Here is a 24,854-nt window from a genome sequence, read left to right as displayed (position 1 = left end):
ACATTCCGAACGCAACACCCGACGTAACATCCCTTTGGTTCTTCCTTGAACGTTTGGCCCCATCCCCGGGGCCTTTTTTTATTTGCCGTTTAATGACCTGTCTTGGTAAGGCTAAACTGGAGACTCGGCGGCGAATTTTGTTATACTGCTAAAAAATAACAAAAAACCAGATTCATTCTGGCTTCCTGACTCTACCTTAACGTGCTTTTTTGGTATATCTGATTGATTATCATTGGTTTGTCCCGTTTTCCTCCCTTGGCGAGGACAGGCTGAACATAGCTTAAGGCCACCTTCATGTTAGAACTGTTAGAACCCATTGCTATTTTTACCCATGTAGCCAGAGCCGGCAGTTTCAGTGCCGCGGCAAGAAAACTCGGGATTTCCAAATCCAAGGTGAGTACTCAGGTGGCCGATTTGGAACATAAACTGGGGGTTCAGCTTATTCAGCGCACCACCCGCAGTTTGAGCCTTACCGAGGCCGGACACCTGCTGTATGTGCAGGGTGAAGAGCTGCTGCGCGATGCCGATCAGGCTGTGGCCAGCGTTCATAACCTTAATGATGCCACCCGCGGGGTGTTGAAAGTCGGTATCTCTCAATCCTTTGGAACCATGCACATTATTCCGGCATTGCCTGAGTTTATGGCAAGACACCCGGAGCTTGAGCTGCAGGTGAGCCTGCTGGACCATAAAGTGGATGTTGTCAGTGAAGGTTTGGACTTGCTGCTGACCATGTCTGAGCAACTGCCCCTTGGCATGGTTGCCAGACCCCTGATGAAGTGTCAGTTCCTGCTGGTGGCTTCTCCCGAGTACATTGCCCGCCATGGCGAGCCAACCCGGCCAGAGCAACTGGTTGATCATAACTGTCTGGTGTATCACGGTGAGTGGCATGAACACAGCGTGTGGCAATTCAAGCGTGGCGACGATTACTGTGAAATCGGGGTCTCGGGTAATTTCCGGGTAGACAATGCACCTGCACTCAAGTCGGCCGCAGTCAGCGGATTGGGCGTAGTGTATCTCGCCAGTTATCTGATGGAAGACGAAATCAATAAGGGCACCCTGGTGCCTCTGCTGCGTGATTGGCAGTTGACTCATCATCTGCCGCTGCAGGCGGTTTACCCCCGCCGTAAACACCTGGCTCCCAAGGTAAGTTCCTTCATCGACTTCATAAAAAATCACATAGGTACGCCTCCGTATTGGGATGCGCCCTATCAGTCTCTTTATGACGAGCGGCGATGATTTTAAAATTCATTGTTTGTGATAATGAATAATCGTGTGATCTCGGTATTGAATTTTAGGCTTTTTATATATAATTCAACCAGTTGATGTTAATTGAAAACCGGCATAGTTGGCCGGTTTTTTAGTGCTTGCTTAAGCACTTTTTCTAAGGCTGCTTGAAGTCTGTTCGTAAATTCATACAATGGTCAGCAATTGGATTGAGATGATCTGAGTCCGTGTTGACAGGGGAAATGACCCCTTCCGCTGTTGATGCGCAGGTCCGCGAAGAGCAAGTCTCAAGACAATGCCGGCAGAGTTTATTATTAAAACCGGTCCGGCCTTGAAACCATCATCCTAGTTTTTTGGTTTACCCCGGACTCAGTACCGGGGTGATTTTTTTGGATGAAACAGTATTTCGGATGCCCTGTACCCTACATAAACCGCCATTAAATTAACAAGTGCGGTCTACAGGCAACCAAGTTGGGGCTTGCCCCAAGAAAAAAAGCCACAACCCTGAAGTTGTGGCTTTTTTTCGTTTTGAGCTATTTACAGCCTGGCAGCTTGCTGCTTGCTGTCGTTAACCCATTCCTGCACCTTTGACTCCAGCACATCCAATGGCAGCGGGCCATTTTTCAGCAGCAGAGTATGGAACTCACGGATATCAAACGCCTCTCCCAGGGATTTCTGGGCATAGGCACGCAGGTCCAGAATGCGATTCATTCCTACCTTGTAGGCGGTTGCCTGCGATGGCATTACGATATGGCGCTCAACCATTTTCACGGCATCTGACTCGGCGTTGGGGGTATTTTCCTTGTAGTAGGCAATACCCTGTTCCCGGGTCCACTTCTTGGCGTGGATACCCGTGTCCACCACCAGACGGCAGGCGCGCCACAGTTCCATGGCAAGGCGGCCAAAGTTGGAGTAAGGGTCTCGGTACAGGCCCATCTCACGTGGGAAATACTCGGTATAGAGGCCCCAGCCCTCACTGTAGGCGGTGTAACTTCCAAAGCGGCGGAACTTAGGGATCCCTTCCAGTTCCTGGGCAATAGCGATTTGCATATGGTGGCCGGGTAAACCTTCGTGGTATGCCAGGGCTTCCATCTGGTACTTGGGCATGGCCTTCATACTGTACAGGTTGGCGTAGTAAGTGCCCGGACGACTGCCATCCGGAGAGGGCTGATTGTAGAAGGCCTTGCCGGCACTTTTTTCCCGGAATGACTCAACAGGTTTAACGATTAACCCGGCCTTGGGCTTGATGGCAAACACCTCATCCAGGCGGGCAGACATATTGTCAATCAAGGCCTTGGCATCGTTGATGTAAGCGGCTTTGCCTTCGTCGGTGTCGGGGTAGTAAAACTGCTCGTCGTTACGCATAAAGATAAAGAAGTCGTTCAGGCTGCCCTTGAAGCCGACTTCTTTCATGATGTCGCGCATTTCGTTGTGAATGCGGGCAACTTCCTTCAAGCCCAGTTCATGGATGGCGATGGCATCCATGTCGGTGGTGGTGGTGCGCTTGAGGGCATTGTTATAGAAGTGGTTGCCATCGGGCAGTTTCCACACGCCATCACGGGTATCCGCCTTTTGCTCCAGGGTATTAAGGTAAACAATGAGGTCGTCGTAGGCAGGTTTTACTGCATTGTTCAGGGCCAGTTTGGCCTCGTCGAAGAGGCTTTCTTTGGTGGCTGAGTCCAAATTCAGGGCCTCGACCTTGCGCTTGAAGTCAGCCCACAGGGTGCTGTCTTCACCGGCTTCAAAGGGGGCGCCCTTGATGATATTGCGGCTGTCGTTAATCACGTGGGGAAACACAAACTTGGGCGCTATGATGCCCTTGGCAGCCCTGAGCTCCAGTGCCTCCTTAAGCTCGCTGAATCGCTTGGGCACGGCATTGAGACGGCTGATATAGGCCTTGGCGTCATCCAGGCCATCAACCGTGTGTTGGTTGATAAGGATGGAGGCTGTCATCGAGTGGACGCCATACATCTGGTTGACAGGGTAGTTGTGCAGGCGCCACTTGTGGTCGGCAATCTTGTTTTCCAGCCGTTGCAGCGCCAGTGTCAGGCTGAGCGCCGTTTGAGAATCCAGGGCGCTGGCATCGAGGGCCTTAAGCTGTGCCAGATGACGCTTGGCACGGGCCAGATCCTCGGCATCGGCCGCTTCACTTATTTCATCCCACTTGCCATAGTCTTCGCCCTTGATGCCCATCATGGTTTGACTGATGGGGCTTGCCATGACGTTTTCTAAAAATTGGGTCTCGAACAGGGCATTGGCTTTGGCTGATTCGCTCATCTCTTGCTGCGCCGTGCCTTGCTGCATCGTGCCTTGTGGCACTGCCAGCGCGTTAAAACCGGGGGTAATGCCCAGTGCGAGCAGCAGGCTGGCTGCCAGGAGAGATTGTTTGTTTTTCTTTTTATGTGGGTTTGGCATGACTTGGCTTCCTCGTGTTGATGGAAACATCCTAAAGAAGCCATGACTAAATTTCAGAGTTTAGTGTTAGTAAATGTTTCCCTGAACCCAGAGGCAGGCATTTCTTTGCCTGCGCTGGGTACAATCCAGAAGATTGTGCGGACTAGAGGAAGCGGGACAGTAAGTCGTTAACGAACATGTGGCCCTTTGGGGTCAGGGTCCAACTCTCTTCGCTTAGCTCAATAAGGCCTTTTTCGCTCGCCTGCGTCATACCCTCATCGAGCAAGCTGGCATCCAGGCCGGTACGGGATTCAAATTCGCGTTTGGCGATGGGAGTCATCAGCCTCAGGCGGTTCATCAAAAATTCAAGGGAGCGGTCTTCTTCCGGCACATCTGTCAGTTCAAACAAATAATCGCTGGCAGCGAGATAGCCCTTGGGATGTTTTATTTTAACCGTTCTCAGGATGCGATTTTCCGCCGGAAGAGTAACCTTGCCGTGTGCCCCACAGCCAATGCCGAGGTAATCACCGAACTGCCAGTAGTTGAGATTGTGGCGGCATTGATAGCCCGGTTTGGCGTAGGCCGAGATCTCATACTGCTCATAACCCAGAGCTGCGAGCTTTTTCTGGCCCTGTTCATAGATATGCCAGAGCGCTTCGTCATCCGGCAGTTGCGGCGGGCGGGAGTGGAACAGGGTATTTGGCTCGATGGTGAGCTGATACCAGGAGAGGTGTGGCGGGTTGAGACTGGCCGCCGTGTCTATGTCGGCCATGGCCTCTTCAAACGACTGATTGGGCAGTCCGTGCATCAAATCCAGGTTAAAGCTTTGATAACCTGCGGCCGTGGCAAGCTGTGCCGCACGGGTTGCCTCATCGCGGCCGTGAATGCGGCCAAGCAGGTTAAGCTTGTCTTTGCTGAAGCTCTGCACCCCCACCGACAGGCGGGTGACACCTGCTTCCCGATAAGCGCTGAAATCATCGTGCTCCAGGGTTCCTGGATTGGCCTCCATGGTGATTTCTATGTCATCACAAAAAGGGATGCGTGCCTTAACGCCTTCGAGCAATCTGCCGATGGCACTGGCATCAAACAGCGATGGGGTACCGCCGCCAATAAAAATGCTGTGAAGCTTGCGCCCCTGCACATAATCCAAGTCGGCATCCAGGTCGGCGAGCAGTGCATCCACATAAGCCTCCTGGGGTAAGTCGCCCTGTTTGCCATGGGAGTTAAAGTCGCAATAGGGGCATTTCTGTACACACCAGGGAATGTGAACATAAAGGCTTAAGGGAGGCAGTTGAAGCTTCACGGTCTTTCCTCAGATAACGCCTTTGGCTCTGAACTCAGTCAGCAGTGCTTTAAGCGCCTTGCCGCGATGGCTCACGGCGTTTTTCGCATCCGATGACATTTCTGCAGCGGTCAGTTCGCCGCCCTCGGCGATAAAGACAGGGTCATAGCCGTGGCCATTATCGCCCCTGGCTTCGAGGCCAATACGCCCTTCCCAAGCCGCCTGACAGATAATGGGGGTGGGGTCTTTGGCATGTCGCATATATACGAGTACACACTGGAAGCGGGCGCTGCGCTCGGTTTTGCCGTCGAGGGCGCCAAGGAGTTTTTGCCAATTGTTGGTATCTTTGGCGCCAACGCCGGCATAGCGGGCTGAGTAGATACCGGGAGCACCATCAAGGGCATCCACTTCCAGGCCAGAGTCGTCTGCAATGGCGGGTAAGCCTGTGATGGCAGAGGCATGGCGGGCTTTGATGATGGCATTTTCCACGAAGGTGGTGCCTGTTTCTTCCACGTCCGGCACCTGGAACTCACTCTGGGCCACCACCGAAAGTGAGTACTCAGCAAACATTTCGTTGAATTCTTTTAGCTTTCCTTTGTTGCCACTGGCGAGAACCACTTTTTTCATCATTACCCCCACACCCGGTACTGTCGGCGCACTGCGCCCTTTGAAAATCGGCGTCATGATACCCAAGGCAGCCTTGGAAAGACAGAAAAAACAAAGCCCGCAGATGCAGGCTTTAAATCAGGTGTTCAAATTAGTCGGTGTAGAATTTTTGTTTGAATTTCAATGTTGTATTAAGCTTGCTGCCGCTTCTTAAGGCGATTTGGAAGTTGATTTCCTCATCGCTGCGATAGGGCACTTCGGCTATGTAATAGATGGCAGCGCCTTCACGGATCTCACGGAACTTCAGTTCCACTTTGGCATCGAGCAGGTTATTGGCGAACCCTGAAATTTCCACTGCCACAGCCGGATTACCTTCTTCAGCGGTGTCCAGCACGGCAATGTTGACTATGCCTGTATAGTTGGAGCGCTCTATGCCATAGCTTTTGGCAATGGCGGGTGTCAGAAAGGTACTGGGCAGCGCCATATAATGGATGTCGAACTGGCCTACCTGTTCTTTTTGCTCAGCGCTGGCGATGCCACACAGGCTTGCTGTCAGCAGCAGCGCAGCAAAGAGTTGACGAAACATGTCCTTATCCTCCTTAAGGGAATCAGGTTATAAGTATAACCCCCATGGCCACATTAGGCATTTTATCAAAGACGCAGCGGGGTTAGAGATAACGGGCAAAATCGTCAGGGATTATTTCCGGCGCCTGAATACGCACCAGTTTATGCCGTCCAAGTTCGCCACGTTCGATGGATACCTTGCCCTTGGGCACCCTGAATGCCTTTGCCAGCAGCTTGCAGATATGGGCGTTGGCCTTGCCATCGACAGGCGGTGCCGTGATGGCAAGTTTAAGCTCCTCGCCGTGAAGGCCAACCAGTTCATCCCGGCTGGCCTTGGGCTGCACATACAGCGCCAGCAGTAAATCCTGCTCCTGGCGAGTGATGGCACTCATCAGATAAAGGCCCAGAAAGGCACGTATTGGGCCAGCAGCATATTGATGAAGTTAAGGGCGATAAAGACCACCAGTACAGACAGATCCAGACCGCCAATGGGTGGGATAACACGGCGAACCGGCGCCAGCACTGGCTCTGTAAGCTGGGAAATCACCATGATAAAGGGGTTGTAACCCTGATTGAACCAGCTCAGGATGGCGCGGATAAGCAACATCCAGAAGAAGAGCACCCCGGCATTTTTAATCACGGCCACCACTGAGTAGGCGAGTATGGTGGGCAAGTTTATGGCCGCACCGGCTATCAGGGTCAGTACCAACATTTTTATCACCACCACGGCAAAGGCCAGCACCAGCGAGGCAGTGTCCAGCTTACCGATGGGGGGCAAAATACGGCGCAGTGGCGCCACGATAGGGTGGGTCGCTTTAACGATAAACTGGCTGAAAGGGTTGTAAAAATCGGCTCTGACCAGCTGCAGCCAAATCCTTAAAATCACCACCATCAGATAGAGATCAAACAGGGTGTTTACTAAAAAAACCATCGCATTCATGAGGTTTGCCCTTAAATAGTCAACGAAGTACTGCCACTTGGTGGCTTAAAAATTCCGGGCCATCTCTTCGGCCCGCTTGATGCAGTTGCCCATGGCATCCTTCACCAGGCTCCTGAGCCCGCCCGCTTCAAAGGTGGCGATGGCTTCAGCCGTGGTGCCGCCCTTGGATGTGACATTGGCCCTGAGCTCAGCAGGGGTGAGTTCCGGGTTTTGTTTTACCATGGCGGCGGCACCAACGGCAGCTTGCTGCGCCAGGGTGCGGGCATCGGCTTCTGGCAGCCCCATTTCGACACCCGCTTCAATCATGGCCTCGATAAAGAGGAAAAAGTAGGCCGGTGAGCTGCCTGCCAGCGCAATCACTTTATCAATACCAGACTCTTTATCCACCCAGACGATATCACCGCAGGCGCGCATCAGCGACTCGGCAAAGGCCTTATCTTCCTGTGGCATGCCAGCCGGTGCATATAGGCCTGTCATACCCAGCCCCAGCTGCATGGGGGTGTTGGGCATGGTGCGGATAAGTTTGACCTGCCTGCCAAAGTAATCGTGGTAGCGGCTTTCCGGGATACCGGCGGCGATGGTAATCAGCAGCTTGCCATCTACGACATCGGTGAGTGATTCACAGACTGCCTGCATCAGTTGAGGCTTAACTGACAGCACTATGACATCGGCTGCTGCTGCGCTTTTCACATTGTCCTGAGAGGTGTTGATGCCATAGTCTGTGGCCAAAGCGTCGAGTTTTGGCGTGCTCGGGTTGGTTGCCGTGATAAGGCTGGCGCTGTAGCCGCTCTTTATCAGGCCGCCAATGATGGCGCGGCTCATGTTTCCGGCGCCGATGAAACAGATTTTTGTATTTTGCATCTTTTTTCCTGTTTTAACTTAACGACTTGGCGATACCGATAATATTGGGGCTATGCAGCGTTAATACAATGGCTGCCACATCGCTTGGGGCTCAGCGGCTGTAATCCCGCTCGCCAAAAATTGCGCTGCCGACCCGTACCAGGGTACTGCCATTATCGATGGCAAGCTCCAAATCACCACTCATGCCCATGGACAGCGTATCTATTTGCCCGAGTGTACCGTGGCTCTGTTGCAGGCTCTTAAAAAGGCTTTGCATGCTGGCAAGCTCGCTTTTGGCCCTTTCCTGGTCATCGGTTGGCGCGGGAATGGCCATCAGTCCACGCAGGCGCAACCTGGGTAGGCGACAAACGGCATCGGCTAGCGCTGCAATATCGCTGGGTTTCACACCGGATTTACTCTCTTCATCACTGATATTGACCTGTATCAGTACGTTGAGTGGCGAAAGCTCTGCGGGGCGCTGCTCACTGAGTCTGATGGCGAGCTTTTCTCTGTCGAGGGTGTGCAGCCAGTCAAAATGCTCGGCGACGGGGCGACTCTTATTGGACTGCAAAGGGCCGATAAAATGCCACTCTATGTCAGGGCACTGACTTTTGAGCTCCGCAATTTTTTGCACCCCTTCCTGGACATAGTTTTCGCCAAACAAACGCTGACCTGCACTGTAGGCTGACAGGATGTCGCTGGCGGGCTTGGTTTTGCTCACCGCAAGTAATTTGATTTCAGATGGGTTTCTTGAAGAAATTTGCGCCGCTTGGACGATTCGCTGCTGGGCGAGCGAGAGTCTGTCTGCTATTGTTGTCATCATGTAATCAATCGGTTGAATGGATATCCCATACCATGGAAATCACAGAGTTACTGGCGTTTAGTGTAAAGCACAAGGCTTCGGATCTACACCTCTCTGCCGGTGTTCCCCCCATGATCCGGGTGGACGGTGAAGTGCGTAAAATCAATCTGCCTGCACTCGATCATGCCGGCGTACACTCCTTGGTGTACGACATTATGAATGACAAGCAGCGCAAAGACTACGAAGAGCACCTGGAAATCGACTTTTCCTTTGAAGTGCCCAATCTTGCCCGTTTCCGTGTAAACGCCTTTAACCAATCCCGCGGTGCGGCTGCGGTATTTCGTACCATTCCCAGCGAAATTCTGTCACTTGAGCAACTGGGTGCCCCGGACATCTTCAAAAAAATCGCCAGTTTCCCCCGTGGTCTGGTGCTGGTAACCGGCCCTACCGGTTCCGGTAAGAGTACCACCCTGGCGGCCATGATTGACTATGTGAATGAAAACCGCCATGACCATATTCTGACCATCGAAGACCCCATCGAATTCGTGCACCAGAATAAGCAGTGTCTTATCAACCAGCGGGAAGTGCATCGTCATACCCACAGCTTTAACGCGGCCCTTCGCAGCGCACTGCGTGAAGACCCCGACGTTATTCTGGTGGGCGAGATGCGTGACCTCGAAACCATTCGTCTGGCGATGACAGCGGCAGAAACCGGTCACCTGGTTTTCGGCACCCTGCACACCACCTCGGCGGCCAAGACCATCGACCGTGTGGTCGACGTATTCCCCGCCGGTGAAAAAGACATGGTGCGTACCATGTTGTCAGAATCCCTGCAGGCAGTAATCTCCCAGACGCTGATCAAGAAGATTGGCGGCGGCCGGGTCGCGGCTCACGAAATCATGATGGGTACGCCCGCAATTCGTAACCTTATCCGTGAGGACAAGGTGGCGCAGATGTATTCGGCCATTCAAACCGGTATGGCCCATGGCATGCAAACCCTCGAGCAGTGTTTGCAGAATCTGGTAAACCGTGGCCTCATCACCCGTGAAGACGCCATGGCCAAGAGTTCCAACAAGCAGGCAAACTTTTAAGGATTGATGATGGATGTACGTCCCTTTCTGAAGGTGATGGTCGAGCGTAAAGCCTCGGATTTGTTCATCACCGCGGGTTTTCCTCCCAGCGCCAAAATCGACGGTGAGCTGCGTCCGCTGGCGGAAAATGCCTTCAGCCCCGCTCAGTCACTGGACTTCGTCGAGTCCCTGATGTCTGATGCGCAGAAGAAAGAGTTTCACGAGAGTCGTGAGTGTAACTTCGCCTTTGCCGCCAAGGACCTGGGACGTTTCCGGGTCAGCGCCTTCTGGCAGCGGGAGTCTCCCGGCTGCGTGATGCGCCGTATTGAGACCAAAATTCCTGAGATGGAAGATCTCAAACTGCCGCCGGTACTTAAAGATCTTGTGATGAGTAAGCGTGGTCTTATCATCATGGTGGGTGGTACAGGTACAGGTAAGTCGACGTCGCTTGCGGCCATGGTTGGGTATCGTAATGGCCATGAACGTGGCCATATCCTGACTATCGAAGACCCGGTGGAATTTGTGCATGACCACCGTAAGAGCATTATCACCCAGCGGGAAGTGGGTATTGATACCGAGTCCTTCGATGCGGCGCTGAAAAGCTCGCTGCGTCAGGCACCGGACGTGATCCTTATCGGTGAAATACGAAGCCAGGAAACCATGGAGTTTGCTCTGTCATTCGCCGAAACCGGTCACCTGTGTATGGCCACCTTGCACGCCAACAACGCCAACCAGGCGCTGGACCGTATCATGCACCTGGTGCCTGAGAGTAAGCACCAACAGCTGTTGTTTGACCTGTCACTCAACCTGCGAGGCATTGTGGCGCAGCAACTGGTACCCAAGGCCGATGGCACTGGGCGCCGTGCGGCCATTGAAATTCTGATTAACACGCCTCGTGTGTCGAGCATTATTCAGAAAAACGAGCTGCATTTACTCAAAGACACCATGGCCAAGTCCAATGAGCAGGGGATGCAGACCTTTGACCAGGCGCTGTTCAAGCTTTATCAGGAAGGTGAGATCACCTATGCCGACGCCTTGCACCATGCCGACTCGCCAAACGATCTGCGTTTGATGATCAAGCTGGCAGGCACCGAAAGCACGGGTTCAGGCTTCCTTGAGGGCGTTACCCTGGATATGGATTGACGCTCAGTCATGAAGAAAAACCAGGCGTATGCCTGGTTTTTTGATCGTAACGGCAACTTGTGACGTAATTTCATTTGTACAAGTGCTTTCCGAAAATGGCCAATTTCGGCCGGGAAAGGTCATTGAAGACAGAGATATTCAGGAGTCAGGATGCGTAGCTTTTTGTTTTCATTACTGCTGGTTGCAGGTGTTCATCCGGCAATGGCAGAAACTGTTGAGGCACAAAACGCCGCGGAGCACACTGCGGGCACTCAAGCCGCTTGTCCTTCGTATCTCAACCATGAGTTTCGCAAGCTGCACTCAAGTGAGTCGGTGAACCTTTGCGATATTGCCGCCGGCAAACCTGTGCTCTTTATCAATACCGCCAGTAACTGCGGCTTTACTCCACAGTTCAAAGCACTTGAAGAGCTCAACAAGGAATATGGCCCCAAAGGGCTGGTACTGGTGGGTTTTCCATCCGATGACTTCTTTCAGGAAGAAAACGATGAGAAGGATACTGCCAAGGTGTGTTACCTCAACTATGGCGTGACCTTTACCATGCTGGCCACCTCGGCGGTGCGTGGCGGTGATGCCAATCCGGTGTTTGAGTATTTGGGCGAGAAAGCCGGTTCGCCCAAGTGGAATTTCTACAAGTATCTGGTGTCGGCCGATGGCAGTGAGGTACAAGCCTTTAACTCCCGCGTGAAGCCAGACAGCCTTGAGCTCAAGGCCGCCATCGAGGCTGCCCTGCCCAAAGCACTCTGAGTGTTTCAGGCAAGGGCATAAGAAATAAAAAACGCCGCATTTTGCGGCGTTTTTTATCATGGCAACATCAGGCGCCATATTGATTTTCAAAGTAGCTTTCGACAATCAATACTGCCGATACCGCATCCACCTGGCCCTTGGTCAGCGCTTTAAAACCGCCAAGTTCAAACAATCTGGCCTTGGCATCGGCTGTGGTCAGCCTCTCATCCTGGGTGGCTATCTTTACCCCGAAACGGCCATTCAAGCGGTTGGCAAACTTGCGCGCCCTCTGTGTCATCTCCTGCTCAGTGCCATCCATGTTCAGCGGCAGGCCTATCACCAGCAGATCGGGTTTCCACTCGTTAATCAACTTACCTATATCTTCCCAGTTGGGAATGCCGTCCACCGCCTTGATGGAGGTAAGCGGGTTGGCGCTGCCGGTAATCGACTGGCCAACGGCAACACCTATACTCTTGGTGCCAAAATCAAATCCCATCACTGTGCTCATCAGGCGTGCCCTGCCTGATTGGATACTTGCCAAAGCTCAAAACCAAGGGACTTGCTGGCCTGATTCCAGCGGTCTTCGTGTGGAATGGCAAACAGGATTTCATCGCTTGCGGGAATGGTTAACCAGCTGTTTTGTGCCAGTTCTTCTTCAAGTTGTCCTGCGCTCCAGCCGGCGTATCCCAGTGCCACCATAAAGTGACTTGGGGCCTTACTGGTGCCTATGGCCGAGAGTATGTCACGGGACGTGGTAAGCATCAGCTCATCCGTCAGCCTGCTTGAGTTTGCCCAGCCTTCCTGGGTGGTGTGCAGAACGAAGCCACGCTCCGGATTGACCGGACCACCCACCAGTACCTGATCGGCACTTTCTTCAAGGAGTATGCCTTCGTCAGGGAGTAAATCCAGTTGTGACAGGAGATCGCGCACGCTCATGCCAACGGGGCGGTTAATGATAAGGCCCATGGCGCCCTTGGCATCATGCTCACACAGGTACACAACGCTCTTGTCAAAGAAGCCGTCGTTAAGGCTTGGCATGGCAATCAGGAAATGATTTTTCAGGCTTTCCATCGACATGGTTATCCTCCGGCAAGCTTTACGGTAAACCCTTGTTTTTCCAGTAGCCCTTTTAGCAATTCTCGATTATCTGTCTGGATTTCAATGTCAAAATCTTTCACAGTGCCGCCGCAGCCACACTGTTTCTTCAGTTTTTGAGCCAGCTCTTTGAGCGCATCAGTGCCGAGCCCAAGCCCGCTTATCACACTGACCCCCTTGCCCTTACGGCCCTTGCTGTCTCTGTGAATGCGTACCACGCCGTCGCCTTTGGGCACCTCAACCTCAGGTGTGGGCTCATCGATTCTGCCCTTATCTGTGCTGTACACCAGTAATACGTTCGGATCGATTCTCATAGTTCACTCTGTCACAGTTTCTTTTTGTCAGTTTACCAGAGTCGGCAAATATTTGTTGCGACGCAAAAAAACAAAACACCACCTTCAAGGTGGTGTTTTGTCTGGCTAAGAGGTTAAAGCATATTCAGAAAATTGAGGACCAGCAGAATGGTTGTAATGAGGGCGCTGGGGAGTAATAAAGACTGCAATCTGGCAATCAGCAAGGTGGCACAGGTGCCGGTCAGCCCAAGTGTAAGGACGACAGGCAGCAACTTATCCGCAGATGATTGAGTAAAGAGCAGCCATAAAGACACCAATACAGCCAGAATCAGCAAGCAGTACTGGCTCCCGGAAACAGTGGCCGATGTTGACTCGGTTTTTGCTGTGTTTGTTGCTGGCACCGAGCGGGGAGCAAACAGCATGATTCCTGATGCGATGATGGCGGCGGCGATAAACCAATACATAGGGACTCCCTGCCTGAATGGAAATAAATCTAATTGATAATTATTATCAATAAATGACGGTGATGGGTCAAGATTGGAATTTGTATTTGTGGTAATTTCAGTTGTTAGTCACAAAAAGCACGGTTAAGCTGAACCTAATTGCCTGATATCTGTCTGAAAGGGCAGAAGACTTTGCTTCGGAGAGACCCTTTATGAAAAAGATTGTTGTTGCGGCGGCCTTGTTGGCCCTCAGTGCCTGTTCCAGTATGAAAACCAGCTGGGACTTTGACCCCGGAGTCACCTTTAACCAGTACAAAACCTATGCCTGGGTAGAAAAGAAAAGCGATGAAGCAGGTTATCACCTCGATGGCCTGATGGATCAGCGGGTGCGTGACGCCATTGAGACTGAGCTCGGTCAAAAGGGATTCAGCAAATCAGAAGCGGCCGGTGCCGATCTTCTGGTGAACTATCTCACCAAGGTCGACAAGAAAATCAACGTAGATACCTTCAATACCAGTTATGGCTACAACCCATACTGGGGACCCGGTTGGGGATGGGGTGGCAATGTGCAGACTCAAACCACAGTTCGCGAGTATGAAGTGGGTACCCTTATCATTGATTTGATTGATACTAAAACCGGTAAACTGGTGTGGCGCGGCTCTGTGGCCGACACTATCCGCGATAGCAATACACCCCAGGAGCGCGAAGCCAAGGTGCGTGAGGCCGTGGCAGGTGTGATGATGAATTACCCGCCAAAGTCTGACACCAAGTAAGGCTCAGCACAGTAAAAAAGCGACCCAGGGTCGCTTTTTTACTTCTTTATGAGTTGTTTTTTCATCGCGCTATTTGCGTACGCTTATCCCGCACCAGGGCACGGATCTCTTGCCCTATGGGCTGCATCGATAAACTCTGATGCTGGATGATATCGACGTTACCGTGCCAGCCAAGGGCCTCAAAGTCCAGTGGCAAAGGTACAAGGTTGCCTGCCTCTATGCCTTCCCGTACCAGATGACCTGGCAGCAGCGCCCAGCCAAAACCATTCAGCACCATGGTCAGAAGCACATGGTAATTATCGGCATGCCATACGTCCGGTGAATGGGGATCGCTGAAAACAGAATGCCCCACAGTCCTTGAGCCTATCACCAGTTGCCGATGCAGTTTGAGCTCATCCACATGGGACAGCCGCATTGTTGCGAGCGGATGATGGCTTGCCACCACGGGCTCAAAATGCACGCTGCCTACGGATTCGAAATCCACACCCTCGGGGTAGAGGGTTTCGCTGAATACCAGCCCGGCACTGGCGCGCCCCTGTTGTACCATCTTGATGATGTCGCTGCTGGAAGCTGAAAGCACCTCAATGCTGAGCCCGGGAAGTTCCTCTGCCAGTAACTTCAATATCGACAGGGTCTTGTCTATCTCAATGCCTTCGTCGTGCGCCAGCGTCAGTCGACTGGGCAGGGTGTTGTCGAGCATTGCCAGTTGTCTTTCAAGCCGCTGCTGTTGACCCAGCACAGCGCGGGCATAAGGTAGCAGTCGCTGTCCTGCTTCAGTCAGTGTGGGGTAGCGCCCGCTGCGCTCAAACAGACTGTGTCCGCAGTCAATCTCCATATTGATTACCTGCTGGCTCACCGCAGACTGCACCTTGCCCAGTTTTCTCGCGGCCGCGGAAAAGGACCCGGCTTCCACTGTGTTAACAAAGCACAATAGTTGTTCATTGGATAACATATCGAATTCTGAGATGGCAGCTAACTTTATTGCACATAATAGCAGATGGATAATCCCGTGAATGTTTCTATTCGTCACGAGGTTTGCCATGGGAAGAACAATCAAAAAAAGTCGCCGGGAAAGGCTGTTTCAGGCGCTGTTGTTTGAGAGTGTGGCACTGCTTTTGTTGGTGCCGCTCTCGACCCTGATTGCCGGGCAGCATCCGGGTGACATGGCAATTGTTACGGCGGCTCTGAGCCTCTATGCCGTTTGCTGGAGCTATGTTTACAATCAGCGTTTCGAGTGGCTTTGCCAACGATTTGCGCTGCAAAAAAACGCTGTGGTGAGAGTCTGCCATATATTGGGCTTTGAACTGGGCCTGATGTTGGCCACCTTACCCGCAGTAGCCTGGTATCTGCACATCAGTCTATGGCAGGCGTTGCTGCTTGAAACGGGATTTTTGGTGTTCTTCCTGCTTTATGGCCTGGTATTTTACTGGGTGTACGATGAAGTCAGGCGGCGCTCGTTTGAGCAGGAGATGACCAACAACCGGCTGTCGTCCTTACGACCAAAGTAGAGAAGCCTGCGAGGCGTGCTGCTGATAAGCTTTGGCTTTGCCAAAACGTTTGCGCGGCCAGCGGCTTTTACACAGGGAATAACAAGAATATGCAGTCATTTCTGACCTCTTGGTTTACAGCCGAACAGCAGGCGCTCGATGCTGGCGAACTCGACCCTCACCAACCCGGCGAGGCTCCGGCGAGCTACAAAGCACAGTGGTCCATGTTGCTCGAGCAGGCAAATCAGGGGGAGTTGGAGCATTGGCAGGCAACGCCTCCCGGCACTCTGGCTCTTATTCTCCTGTACTCGGCGGTACCTGCAAAGCTGGGGTTACCCTATCAGGAGCGTCGTCACTTCAAGGCCAGAGCCCTGTGTCTTAACGGCATTCGTCGTGGCTTTGATACCCAACTCGACCTTGGCGGCCGCCACGGTTTTTATACCCCGCTTTATCACTCCTGGCTCGATGAGGACAAGGCGCTGCTGGCGCGTTTGCTTGCCGGTATGAGAGCCATCGCCGCCGATGAGGATCCTGCCCGTTGCCGTCTGGCACTCTGGCAGCAGTGGCATACACAGGCCATGCCGATTTTGGCTGCCACAGATTCTCAGTCAATTGATTGAAATCCTGGATGGCGCTGCTAGGCTTTTCGTTGACGTCGAACAAAATCCTTTTTCTTTGCAAATTAAGCAGTAAAATATCTCTCGTTGTTGATTGGGGTTCATAACCCCGAATGCCGGAATCTCCGGCGATGATTAACACATCCCGGGATTTCACTATGAACCCTTGGCTTTGCGTTGGTGTGCTGGTTGGACTGATAAGTTTGCCGCTGCATGCGATAAGCGACAAAGATGGAGATGGAGTACCTGATTTCAAGGATGCCTGTCCCGGTACGCCGGCGGGCAGCAGAGTGGGGGCCAACGGGTGTATTATTCCGGTCAGTGCGCCTGCTCCTGTGTGTCTGATGACGTCACAGATGAATCCATACCCATCCAGTTGTCACCAAGGCGAAATCCTGTCGATCTATTTTGATTTTGGATCGGCCTTCGTGCCTTTTGAAGCTGCCGCCAAGCTGGCGTGGTTGGCAAAGAGTATCGAGTCAGACACTGTCTCGTTGCTGCTTCAGGGGCACACAGACGACATAGGTTCAGAAGCGGCCAATTATCGCTTGTCAGCCGAACGCGCTGACAATGTTGCAGCTAGCCTCGCCATGGATTTTGCTATCCCTAAAGCGAGAATAACGACAGCATCCTTTGGGGAGTCAATGCCTGTTGCCCCCAATAACACCGAGATAGGCCGACAGCAAAACCGCCGTGTCGATATTTTGATACTCGTTGAATAGCACAGTGTTTTTAAGTTAAGGGAGTAATTTCATGGATAATATCCAAGGACTCGTCGATCAGGCACCCGAGCTGATCATGACCTACGGTCTCAAAGTCATTTTCGCCATTCTCATTTTCTTGATCGGTAAATACTTCTCGAATGTAGTCAAGAAGTTAACCACCAAGATGCTGAGTAACCGCAAGGTTGATCCTACAGTAACCTCTTTTGTGGCCAACCTGGCGTGGGCGGTGGTGTTTGTGTTCACCGTTATTGCCACCCTGGGGCAAATCGGCGTACAGACGGCCTCTCTGGTTGCCGTTATCGGTGCCGCCGGTCTGGCAGTCGGTTTGGCGCTGCAGGGCTCTTTGTCCAACTTCGCCGCCGGCGTACTTATGGTGCTGTTCCGCCCATGCCGTGTGGGTGACTACATCGAAGCGGCCGGCATTGCCGGTACCGTGGATGAAATCACCATTTTCTCCACCAAGCTGCGTACGCCTGACAACAAGGTTATCGTTGCGCCTAACTCTGCCATCATGAATGGCACCATTACCAACTACTCAGCCATGGACACGCGCCGTGTAGACATGGTGATTGGTGTGGCCTATGACGCCGATATCAAGCTGACCAAGAAAGTCCTGACCGACATTCTGGACAACAACCAATACGTACTGAAGGACCCGGCTTACACCGTTGCCCTGAGTGAACTGGGCGCGTCCTCCATCAACTTTGTTGTGCGTCCATGGGTTAAAGGCGCTGATTTCTGGGCCGCCAAGTTTGAGCTGACCGAGCAAATCAAAAATGCCCTCGATGCCAATAACATTGGTATCCCTTATCCTCAGATGGATATCCATGTGAAGGAACTGCCTGCGGCCAAATAAGCCACAGCAATGAAAAGAGCCGGCAATCGCCGGCTTTTTTTATGCCAGGGCTAGCGGTATTGGCCACACTTTGCAACACTCAGCTATCGGTTGATGACAGGGAGAAAAACAATGTTTAAAAAGGCGTTATGCATAGGCTTGGTTCTGTTTGCTGCTCAGGGGATAGCCCAGGAAAGAGACAGCGTCACCATGGGGGGAAAGCAGGTGATGCTGTCCGGAAATTTACCTCAGGTGGGTGAAACTGCACCGGGGTTTCGTGTGGTTGATGGGTCATTCAAGCCGGTAGCATTAAGTGACTTTAAGGGCAAAACGGTACTCATCAGCGCCGTTCCCAGCCTGGATACAGGCGTGTGCGCCTTGCAGACCAAGCGCTTCAATGACGAAGTGGGTAAGTTTGATGGCAAATCTGTGGTGATGCTGACCCTGAGCACAGATTTACCTTTTGCACAGAAGCGTTTTTGCAAAACAGAGGGTGTTGAAAATATTCAGGTATTATCAGACTCAGTTTGGCGTAATTTTGCCGAGGAGTATGGCCTGCTGATAGAAGACAGAGGCTTGCTCGCCCGCAGCATCTTTATCGTGGATGCCGAGGGCACCTTAAGATACAAAGAGCTGGTTGGCGAAGTCAGTCAGCATCCGGATTATGATGCGGCCCTTGCGGCCTTGAGAGACATCAGTCAGCAATAATAAAAAACGCCGGCAATGCCGGCGTTTTTTATGGCGTATTCAGTGGCGAGCATCGCTTTGGTAGTTAAAGGTTGGCATCGACCAGTGGTAACGGATAGCGCACATACGCAGACCAAATCCCAGCAGCAAACACCCCAGCAGGCTTGGCCAGCCGCCAAAACCACTCAGGGCCAGCAGCACGTAAAGGCTGGCGGTGAGCAGGGATGCCAGCGCATAAAATTCTTTTCTGAAAATCAGTGGGATTTCATTGCACAGAATATCTCTGAGCACACCACCAAAGACGCCTGTGACCACCCCCATGGCAACCGCCACCACAGGGCTGTAGCCCAGCATCAGGGTTTTTTGGGCGCCGGTAATGGAAAACACCGCCAGCCCCAGTGCATCGATGGCGAGGAATAAACGGCCAAGATAGCGCATCAGCGGGGCGATAAGCACAGTCAGCAGCGACGCAGCGGCAATGGCAATCAGATAGTGCCAGTTGGCAATCCAGATAAGCGGATAGTTGCCAAGGAGCATGTCCCTCAGGGTGCCGCCGCCAATGGCAGTGACCAGACCAATTATCACCACCCCAAAGAGATCCATCTGTTTGCGTCCGGCGGCGAGTGCGCCTGTCATGGCCTCGGCCAATACGCCGATAAGCCACAGCAGCATAATAAATTCTGTTTGTTCCAAAGGAAGACGTCTCTTGGGTAAAAGCCGCATTCTGCCCTAACCACAGGGCTTTTCAATCAAGATTAACTTTCCACATCCATTAGTTTTAATTATGTGTAAAAGACTTGTTCAAGCCTCTGTCAGCGTGCAATGGCACAAAGATGCTGGCCTTCACGGGGTAAGGTCTGGATAATCGGCCAGTCAGTTGTATTACTACCCCGGGGAATTAGCATGAAGGCAGATTTCAGAAGCGATACAGTCACTCAGCCAACCGCAGCAATGCGCCAGGCCATGTCACAGGCCCCGGTGGGGGACGATGTGTATGGTGACGACCCCACAGTTAATCGTCTCGAGGCCATGGCGGCGGAAATGCTGGGTTTTGATGCCGCACTTTTTACCTCTTCAGGTACCCAGGCCAACCTGCTGGCACTGATGAGCCACTGTGAGCGCGGTGATGAATACATCTGTGGTCAGGACGCCCACAACTACCGGTTTGAGGGCGGCGGCGCCGCCGTGCTTGGCAGCATTCAGCCCCAGCCGCTGCTCAATCAGGCCGATGGCACCATCGCCCTTGGCGACATAGAAGCGGCCATCAAACCCGATGATGTGCATTACGCCCGTACCCGCTTGCTTAGCCTTGAGAACACCATAGGTGGCAAGGTGCTGCCGATGGACTATTTGGCCGAAGCTCAGGCACTGGCCTTTAACCGGGGTCTTAAAATTCATCTGGATGGCGCCCGCCTGGTCAATGCCGCGGTGGCGCTGAATAAGCCAATGGCTGAGATTGCCGGGCATTTCGATTCTGTCTCTCTGTGTCTGTCCAAGGGGTTGTGTGCGCCCGTGGGCTCTTTGTTGCTTGGGGATGACAGACTGATCCATAAGGCGCGCCGCTGGCGCAAGATGCTGGGGGGCGGTATGCGCCAGGCCGGGATTTTGGCCGCTGCGGGCATCATAGCGCTGGAGTCTCAGTGGCAACGGCTCACCGAAGATCACGACAATGCCGCGCTCCTTGGCCGTGAGCTGTCGATGATAGAGGGTTTTGAGGTCAACACGGCCTCAATCCAGACCAATATGGTGTTTGCCAGGGTTGCCGAGCATATCGACATCAAGCGTATTGCCGCTGAGTTGGCGAGTCAGGGCTTTATTATCAGCCCTTCTAAAAACTTGCGTCTGGTCACCCACAATGACATCAGTCGCGATGCTGTCCTGGCCTTTGTGGCGGCGCTGAAAAGCGCGCTCTGATTGCGCTTTTTATGTGCATGACGCGCGTTCCTGGTGCAGAAATCAGCGATTTAAATCAGTTAATGTTTTTAATTAGTTGAAATATAAGGTTTAAAATTTTGGCTTAGAGGTTGCTTTAGTCATGGGGCCCACTATCACGGAGGACGCCCCATGAAATTCTTAAGCCGTCGTTTGGTTAAACCCGATCACCTCAATCCCGCCAACACCCTCTTTGGTGGCCAACTGCTCAGCTGGCTCGATGAAGAGGCGGCAATCTTTGCTGCCTGTCAGATGAAGAGCGACAGACATGTGACCAAAATCATCGCTGAAATCAATTTCATTACCCCGGCAAGAGCCGGTGATGTGTTGGAGTTTGGCTTTGAACTAATCAGTGTGGGCCACAGCTCCATTGCGGTGAGAGCCATGGTGCGCAACAAGGTGTCCCAGTTGCCTGTGGTGACGGTGGAAAAGCTGGTGTTTGTGCACGTGAATGAGAAGGGACTCCCCGCACCCCATGGGATGCGGGCAGCAGCGGCCTGATCAGTTCTTTTCTTCGCTCAACTCTTCTTTAACTGAGTTGACTGCATCGCGGGAGGCATGGCCGACGGCCTTGGTGGCATCGCGGGTGGCGTGACCTATTTCGCGGGTCACTTCTTTGGTGGTGTGGCCAACGGTCCGGCCAGCGTCTTTCAGTTCTGCGCAGCCGCCCAGCAGGGTAATTGCCGTCAATACGAGTAAGGCTTTCATGGTAGCTCCTTGGTTGATGGCGCCCACTATAGCAGCAGGCGGCTTTCCTTGAAAAGTCACCGGTGCCCATCGGGAAGCTCCTGTGTTATCGTTCACAAAACAATAACAAGATGCCCCGGCAGCGAACCGATCATGACAAACCTTCACTCCCAATGTGTTATCCGCCAGATGCAGCCCGAGGATTTCGATGCTGTATTGGCTTTGGGCGAAGCCGTTCACGGCGACGGCTATCTCGATTTACCCCATTTGCAATCCCTGTGGCACGCAGGGGTGAAGGCCGGCATCAACGCAAGCTTTGTGGCGCTTGACCAAAACGGCCTGCTCGGTTTTCGCCTTACCCTTGCCGCCGGGCAATGGCAACCCGACCGCTGGTGCTCGCCAGCACTCTGGGGGTTAGACGCAGACAGGGTGTGCTATTTCAAATCCAACACCCTGGCACCCGAGGCCAGAGGCAAAGGGCTTGGCGGCGTTTTGCTGCGATATGCCGTCGATGCTGTCAGGGCTCAGGGCGCGCTTGGCGGCATTGCCCACCTGTGGCAGGAAAGCCCCCACAACGCAGCGGTGCGTTATTTCACCAAGGCCGGTGGCAAGCTCATCAAGGCCCACCCCGACCGCTGGAATCAATCCCACGACAACCCGGATTACCTTTGCACTCTCTGTGGCAACGATTGCCACTGCACGGCGTGTGAAATGTTATTGGTGTTTCAGGAGTCCTAATTGTACGACCCATTAATCAGCGCCAATCCGGCGCAGCAAGCTTTGCCGCCTACATTTTGGTCGGATACTACTGAGCAGTTACCCGAGGCGCCTTCACTCAGGGGGCATCAGCAGACCGATGTGGTGGTGATAGGTGGCGGTTTTACCGGACTTCTCACCGCCTACTATCTTGCCACCGAATACGGCAGGCAGGTGACCTTACTCGAAGCCAACCGCATCGGTTTTGGGGCCAGCGCCCGTAACGGCGGTTTTGTACTCAAGGGCTCGGGCCGCTTAAGCTATGGGCAAATGGCCAAACGGTGGGATTTGGACACGGCAAAGGGGATTTATCAGGAGTTCTCAGAGGCGGTGGCCCGGGTTGAAGGGCTTATCCAGGATGGCAGGATTGACTGCAATCCCCAGGAAAAGGGGTATCTTAAAATTGCCCACAGCCCCAAGGCCATGCAAACCCTGCAGGCCGGCGCCGATTTTATTGCCCGCCATATGGGGCAGGGGGCCGAGTTTATCAGTCCGGCAAGGCTTAGAAGCGACTACCTTAACCATCATCAGTCTTATGGGGCGCTGCGTCTTGCCGACGGATTCGGCCTCAATCCGCTCAAGTTGCTGCTGGGCTATGCCAGGCTGGCAGGGGATGCCGGCGTGCAAATCTTTGAGCAAAGTACCGTCCTTGGCAGCGTGCGCACCGCCAAGGGGTTCACGGTGGAAACTGCACTGGGGCAGATAGATGCCAATGCCCTGGTATTTGCCGGTAACGCCTATACCCAGCCCGGTTTGACCGAGACCCTCAAGGGGCGATTTTTGCCCATTTTGAGCAACGTGATAGTGACAAAGCCCCTGTCTGAAGCGGCGCTGTCTCAGGCGGGGCTACACAGCAGGCAAGTGGCCATGGACACCCGCATCCTCAAATACTATTACCGCTTGTTGCCGGAAAACCGCTTGCTCTTTGGCGGGCGCGGCGCCGTGTGGGGCCGTGACGCGGACAATCCTGTGTACCCGGCACGTTTGAAGGAAGCCATGGACAAGGCGTTTCCATCCCTTGCGACAGTGGGCGTGAGCCACACTTGGCACGGCTGGCTGGCGGCATCCCTCGATGATATGCCCCATGTGTATACCCGACGTGGTGAAGGCTACAGCCTGGGCTATTGCGGTGCCGGGGTCTCTTTCAGCAGTCAGGCAGCCTGGCGTCTTGCGGGCATGTTAAGTGGCAGGGCGGCGCCGTCACTGCCGCTTTATGGCACGCCATTACCGGGTTTCCCCCTGGCGCCACTCAGGCGCGTGGGGCAGTGGGCCTTTTATCATTACGGCCGTCTTATGGATTCTCTGAGCTGACCTGAAGCGCCGCTTATCCCTTCACACAACCAAATAAAAACGCCCTCAAGAGGGCGTTTTTTGATGCTGTCGATTTATACCTGCAAAGCTTCAGGCTTCCGCGCTTTTAAGTTCGTCAGCGCTTTCCGGCAGGTCAAATTCTTCCAGGGGCAGCAGCTTTATCTGGAAGTAGGCATAACCTGCGCTCATCACAGGGCAGATGAGATTAAAGAAGGCAAAGGGCAGATAGGCAATGGTGGCCACACCCAGGGTGCTTGCCATAAAGGCGCCGCAGGTGTTCCAGGGAACCAGAGGACTGGTCACTGTGGCTGAGTCTTCGAGCGCCCTGGACAGGTTTACCGGAGCCAGCTTGTGGCGGGTGTATTCCAGTTTCAGCATACGGCCGGGCAGGATGATGGCGATAAACTGATCGGCGGTGATGACGTTGGCCCCTATGGCACAGCCCAGGGTGGTGATGACCAGGCTGGAGGAGGTTTTCACCATGGATAACATGCTTTGCAGCAGGCGGTTGAGCAGGCCGGTTGCCTCCATCACGCCGCCAAAGGCCATGGCAGAAAGAATAAGCCAAACGGTATTGACCATACCTGACATACCACCGCGGCTTAAGAGGCCATCGAGCATTTCATTGCCGGTACTGGCGCTGTAACCGTTGAACATGGCAATCCACAAGCCCTTGACCAGTGCCATGGCGGCGCCGAGATTGGCGTCATCGGCAAGCTTCACCACACCATCAAACTGAAACAATGCGGCGCACAGCACCCCGGCGAGGGTGCCCAAAATCACCGTGGGGAAGGCGGGCATCTTACGGTAAGCAAGATAAATCACCACCACCAGTGGCAGCAGCAGATGCGGGCCAATATGAAATTCATCTGACAACAAGGTCAGGGTGGTGTCCAGATTGGTGTCTATGCCACTGCTGTCGGCGGATAATCCGATAAACAGAAAAATCAGCAGCGCAATCACTATGCTGGGCACCGTGGTCCAGGTCATGTGGCGGATATGGCTGAAAATATCCGTGCCGGCCACGGCGGGCGCCAGATTGGTGGTGTCCGACATGGGGGACATCTTGTCACCGAAATAGGCGCCGCTGATGATGGCGCCGGCGGTGATTTCAACGCTGAGCCCCACGGCCTGTGCAATGCCGATAAGGGCGATACCCAGGGTACCTGCTACCGTCCAGGAGCTGCCGATGGACAAGGCCACGAAGGCGCACAGCAGGCAGCTGGCAGCGTAAAAATAATCCGGGCTCAGTACCTGCATACCGTAATAAATCATGGCGGGCACAGTGCCTGAGAGGATCCAGGCACCGATGAGTGAGCCGACGCTGAACAGGATAAGCAGTGCCGGTGTGGCAACACCGATACTGCGGACCATGCCCTCTTCGATATCTTTCCAGCAATAGCCGTTTTTAATGCCCACGACCATGGCGATACAGGCGGCGAGAATGAGTGCGATTTGGTTGGCCCCAGAGGAGCTGTCGGAGGAGAACAAGTAGACGGCGGCGGCGAGCATAGTGACCAGTGCCGCCACGGGGATAAGCGCATCCACCAGGCTGGGCTGTTTCTGAGAGGTCATATTTTTACATCCTGAACTTTATAATTGTTATTTCCGGCGGGGAGCCGGAT

General features: G+C 53.4%; 30 protein-coding genes. 14 read left to right on the top strand and 16 right to left on the bottom strand.

The window, feature by feature from the left end; translation table 11 throughout:
• Positions 1-294 precede the first annotated feature (294 nt).
• Positions 295-1,236, top strand: a complete 942-nt coding sequence (locus JQC75_RS12890) for a LysR family transcriptional regulator (protein WP_203324479.1) — start codon at positions 295-297, stop codon at positions 1,234-1,236.
• A gap of 525 nt (positions 1,237-1,761) precedes the next feature.
• On the opposite strand, the gene JQC75_RS12885 is transcribed toward JQC75_RS12890, so the two are convergent.
• The 8 genes from JQC75_RS12885 to JQC75_RS12850 form a co-directional block, all read right to left on the bottom strand.
• Positions 1,762-3,639 (bottom strand): DUF885 domain-containing protein, encoded by a 1,878-nt coding sequence (locus JQC75_RS12885; RefSeq protein WP_203324478.1) that lies wholly within the window; start codon positions 3,637-3,639, stop codon positions 1,762-1,764.
• Between the two features lie 142 nt (positions 3,640-3,781).
• Positions 3,782-4,921: a radical SAM family heme chaperone HemW gene (hemW, locus tag JQC75_RS12880; protein WP_203324477.1), complete on the bottom strand. Its 1,140-nt coding sequence runs from the start codon at positions 4,919-4,921 to the stop codon at positions 3,782-3,784.
• Positions 4,922-4,930: 9 nt separating this feature from the next.
• Positions 4,931-5,527: an RdgB/HAM1 family non-canonical purine NTP pyrophosphatase gene (rdgB, locus tag JQC75_RS12875; RefSeq protein WP_203324476.1), complete on the bottom strand. Its 597-nt coding sequence runs from the start codon at positions 5,525-5,527 to the stop codon at positions 4,931-4,933.
• Positions 5,528-5,657: 130 nt separating this feature from the next.
• The gene (locus JQC75_RS12870) at positions 5,658-6,092 is read right to left on the bottom strand and encodes a DUF4426 domain-containing protein (RefSeq protein WP_203324475.1); all 435 of its coding nucleotides are present in this window, start codon (positions 6,090-6,092) and stop codon (positions 5,658-5,660) included.
• A gap of 82 nt (positions 6,093-6,174) precedes the next feature.
• Complete coding sequence (gene yggU / locus JQC75_RS12865) at positions 6,175-6,462, bottom strand: DUF167 family protein YggU (RefSeq protein WP_203324474.1); 288 nt, start codon at positions 6,460-6,462, stop codon at positions 6,175-6,177.
• Entirely contained in the window at positions 6,462-7,010 is a 549-nt protein-coding gene (locus JQC75_RS12860) for a YggT family protein (protein WP_203324473.1), read from the bottom strand. The genes yggU and JQC75_RS12860 overlap by 1 nt, the downstream gene beginning before the upstream one ends.
• Positions 7,011-7,055: 45 nt before the next feature.
• Positions 7,056-7,871 carry a pyrroline-5-carboxylate reductase gene (gene proC, locus JQC75_RS12855; RefSeq protein WP_203324472.1) on the bottom strand — a complete coding sequence of 272 codons (816 nt, stop codon included), beginning with the start codon at positions 7,869-7,871 and terminating at the stop codon, positions 7,056-7,058.
• Between the two features lie 91 nt (positions 7,872-7,962).
• Positions 7,963-8,670 (bottom strand): YggS family pyridoxal phosphate-dependent enzyme, encoded by a 708-nt coding sequence (locus tag JQC75_RS12850; RefSeq protein WP_203324471.1) that lies wholly within the window; start codon positions 8,668-8,670, stop codon positions 7,963-7,965.
• Positions 8,671-8,705: 35 nt separating this feature from the next.
• Between JQC75_RS12850 and JQC75_RS12845 the strand changes: the two genes are divergently transcribed.
• The 3 genes from JQC75_RS12845 (at position 8,706) to JQC75_RS12835 (ending at position 11,609) form a co-directional block, all read left to right on the top strand.
• Positions 8,706-9,743 (top strand): type IV pilus twitching motility protein PilT, encoded by a 1,038-nt coding sequence (locus tag JQC75_RS12845; protein ID WP_011760586.1) that lies wholly within the window; start codon positions 8,706-8,708, stop codon positions 9,741-9,743.
• Positions 9,744-9,752: 9 nt separating this feature from the next.
• Entirely contained in the window at positions 9,753-10,865 is a 1,113-nt protein-coding gene (locus tag JQC75_RS12840) for a PilT/PilU family type 4a pilus ATPase (protein WP_203324470.1), read from the top strand.
• Positions 10,866-11,066: 201 nt separating this feature from the next.
• Positions 11,067-11,609 carry a glutathione peroxidase gene (locus JQC75_RS12835; protein ID WP_203327221.1) on the top strand — a complete coding sequence of 181 codons (543 nt, stop codon included), beginning with the start codon at positions 11,067-11,069 and terminating at the stop codon, positions 11,607-11,609.
• A 67-nt stretch (positions 11,610-11,676) separates the two neighbouring features.
• Here JQC75_RS12835 and ruvX read toward each other — a convergent pair whose 3' ends face one another.
• From ruvX to JQC75_RS12815, 4 genes are all read right to left on the bottom strand, one after another.
• Entirely contained in the window at positions 11,677-12,096 is a 420-nt protein-coding gene (gene ruvX, locus JQC75_RS12830) for a Holliday junction resolvase RuvX (RefSeq protein WP_203324469.1), read from the bottom strand.
• Entirely contained in the window at positions 12,096-12,659 is a 564-nt protein-coding gene (locus JQC75_RS12825; RefSeq protein WP_203327220.1) for a YqgE/AlgH family protein, read from the bottom strand. The genes ruvX and JQC75_RS12825 overlap by 1 nt, the downstream gene beginning before the upstream one ends.
• A gap of 8 nt (positions 12,660-12,667) precedes the next feature.
• On the bottom strand, positions 12,668-12,997 hold the full coding sequence (gene yciH, locus JQC75_RS12820) for a stress response translation initiation inhibitor YciH (RefSeq protein ID WP_203324468.1): 330 nt from the start codon (positions 12,995-12,997) through the stop codon (positions 12,668-12,670).
• A gap of 113 nt (positions 12,998-13,110) precedes the next feature.
• Positions 13,111-13,440: a hypothetical protein gene (locus JQC75_RS12815; RefSeq protein WP_203324467.1), complete on the bottom strand. Its 330-nt coding sequence runs from the start codon at positions 13,438-13,440 to the stop codon at positions 13,111-13,113.
• A 191-nt stretch (positions 13,441-13,631) separates the two neighbouring features.
• On the opposite strand from JQC75_RS12815, the gene JQC75_RS12810 reads away from it, so the two are divergent.
• Positions 13,632-14,192: a DUF4136 domain-containing protein gene (locus tag JQC75_RS12810; RefSeq protein WP_203324466.1), complete on the top strand. Its 561-nt coding sequence runs from the start codon at positions 13,632-13,634 to the stop codon at positions 14,190-14,192.
• Positions 14,193-14,253: 61 nt separating this feature from the next.
• Here the strand turns inward: JQC75_RS12810 and JQC75_RS12805 are convergent, their stop codons facing one another.
• On the bottom strand, positions 14,254-15,144 hold the full coding sequence (locus tag JQC75_RS12805) for a LysR family transcriptional regulator (RefSeq protein WP_203324465.1): 891 nt from the start codon (positions 15,142-15,144) through the stop codon (positions 14,254-14,256).
• Between the two features lie 88 nt (positions 15,145-15,232).
• On the opposite strand from JQC75_RS12805, the gene JQC75_RS12800 reads away from it, so the two are divergent.
• From JQC75_RS12800 to tpx, 5 genes are all read left to right on the top strand, one after another.
• Positions 15,233-15,700: a PACE efflux transporter gene (locus JQC75_RS12800; protein WP_203324464.1), complete on the top strand. Its 468-nt coding sequence runs from the start codon at positions 15,233-15,235 to the stop codon at positions 15,698-15,700.
• An 89-nt stretch (positions 15,701-15,789) separates the two neighbouring features.
• Entirely contained in the window at positions 15,790-16,299 is a 510-nt protein-coding gene (locus JQC75_RS12795; RefSeq protein WP_203324463.1) for a DUF924 family protein, read from the top strand.
• Between the two features lie 155 nt (positions 16,300-16,454).
• A complete protein-coding gene (locus JQC75_RS12790; protein ID WP_203324462.1) occupies positions 16,455-17,018 on the top strand; it encodes an OmpA family protein in 564 nt (187 codons plus the stop codon).
• A gap of 31 nt (positions 17,019-17,049) precedes the next feature.
• A complete protein-coding gene (locus tag JQC75_RS12785) occupies positions 17,050-17,877 on the top strand; it encodes a mechanosensitive ion channel family protein (RefSeq protein ID WP_203324461.1) in 828 nt (275 codons plus the stop codon).
• Positions 17,878-17,988: 111 nt separating this feature from the next.
• Complete coding sequence (gene tpx, locus JQC75_RS12780) at positions 17,989-18,564, top strand: thiol peroxidase (RefSeq protein ID WP_203324460.1); 576 nt, start codon at positions 17,989-17,991, stop codon at positions 18,562-18,564.
• 39 nt (positions 18,565-18,603) lie between these two features.
• On the opposite strand, the gene JQC75_RS12775 is transcribed toward tpx, so the two are convergent.
• Complete coding sequence (locus JQC75_RS12775) at positions 18,604-19,215, bottom strand: trimeric intracellular cation channel family protein (protein ID WP_380796533.1); 612 nt, start codon at positions 19,213-19,215, stop codon at positions 18,604-18,606.
• A 231-nt stretch (positions 19,216-19,446) separates the two neighbouring features.
• On the opposite strand from JQC75_RS12775, the gene ltaE reads away from it, so the two are divergent.
• Positions 19,447-20,457, top strand: coding sequence for a low-specificity L-threonine aldolase (gene ltaE, locus JQC75_RS12770; RefSeq protein WP_203324458.1), 1,011 nt, complete (start codon positions 19,447-19,449; stop codon positions 20,455-20,457).
• A 150-nt stretch (positions 20,458-20,607) separates the two neighbouring features.
• Complete coding sequence (locus JQC75_RS12765) at positions 20,608-20,976, top strand: acyl-CoA thioesterase (RefSeq protein WP_011760572.1); 369 nt, start codon at positions 20,608-20,610, stop codon at positions 20,974-20,976.
• On the opposite strand, the gene JQC75_RS12760 is transcribed toward JQC75_RS12765, so the two are convergent.
• Complete coding sequence (locus tag JQC75_RS12760; RefSeq protein ID WP_203324457.1) at positions 20,977-21,183, bottom strand: hypothetical protein; 207 nt, start codon at positions 21,181-21,183, stop codon at positions 20,977-20,979.
• A gap of 132 nt (positions 21,184-21,315) precedes the next feature.
• Here JQC75_RS12760 and JQC75_RS12755 point away from each other — a divergent pair, with 132 nt between their 5' ends.
• Both JQC75_RS12755 and JQC75_RS12750 read left to right on the top strand, forming a co-directional pair.
• A complete protein-coding gene (locus JQC75_RS12755) occupies positions 21,316-21,900 on the top strand; it encodes a GNAT family N-acetyltransferase (protein WP_203324456.1) in 585 nt (194 codons plus the stop codon).
• Positions 21,901-23,229 carry an NAD(P)/FAD-dependent oxidoreductase gene (locus tag JQC75_RS12750; RefSeq protein ID WP_203324455.1) on the top strand — a complete coding sequence of 443 codons (1,329 nt, stop codon included), beginning with the start codon at positions 21,901-21,903 and terminating at the stop codon, positions 23,227-23,229.
• Between the two features lie 90 nt (positions 23,230-23,319).
• Here JQC75_RS12750 and nhaC read toward each other — a convergent pair whose 3' ends face one another.
• Positions 23,320-24,804 carry a Na+/H+ antiporter NhaC gene (gene nhaC, locus JQC75_RS12745; RefSeq protein ID WP_203324454.1) on the bottom strand — a complete coding sequence of 495 codons (1,485 nt, stop codon included), beginning with the start codon at positions 24,802-24,804 and terminating at the stop codon, positions 23,320-23,322.
• Between the last annotated feature and the right edge of the window lie 50 nt (positions 24,805-24,854).

This window comes from Shewanella litorisediminis (genome assembly GCF_016834455.1).
Taxonomy (GTDB): domain Bacteria; phylum Pseudomonadota; class Gammaproteobacteria; order Enterobacterales; family Shewanellaceae; genus Shewanella; species Shewanella litorisediminis.
This window is presented reverse-complemented; position numbering and strand designations above follow the sequence as displayed.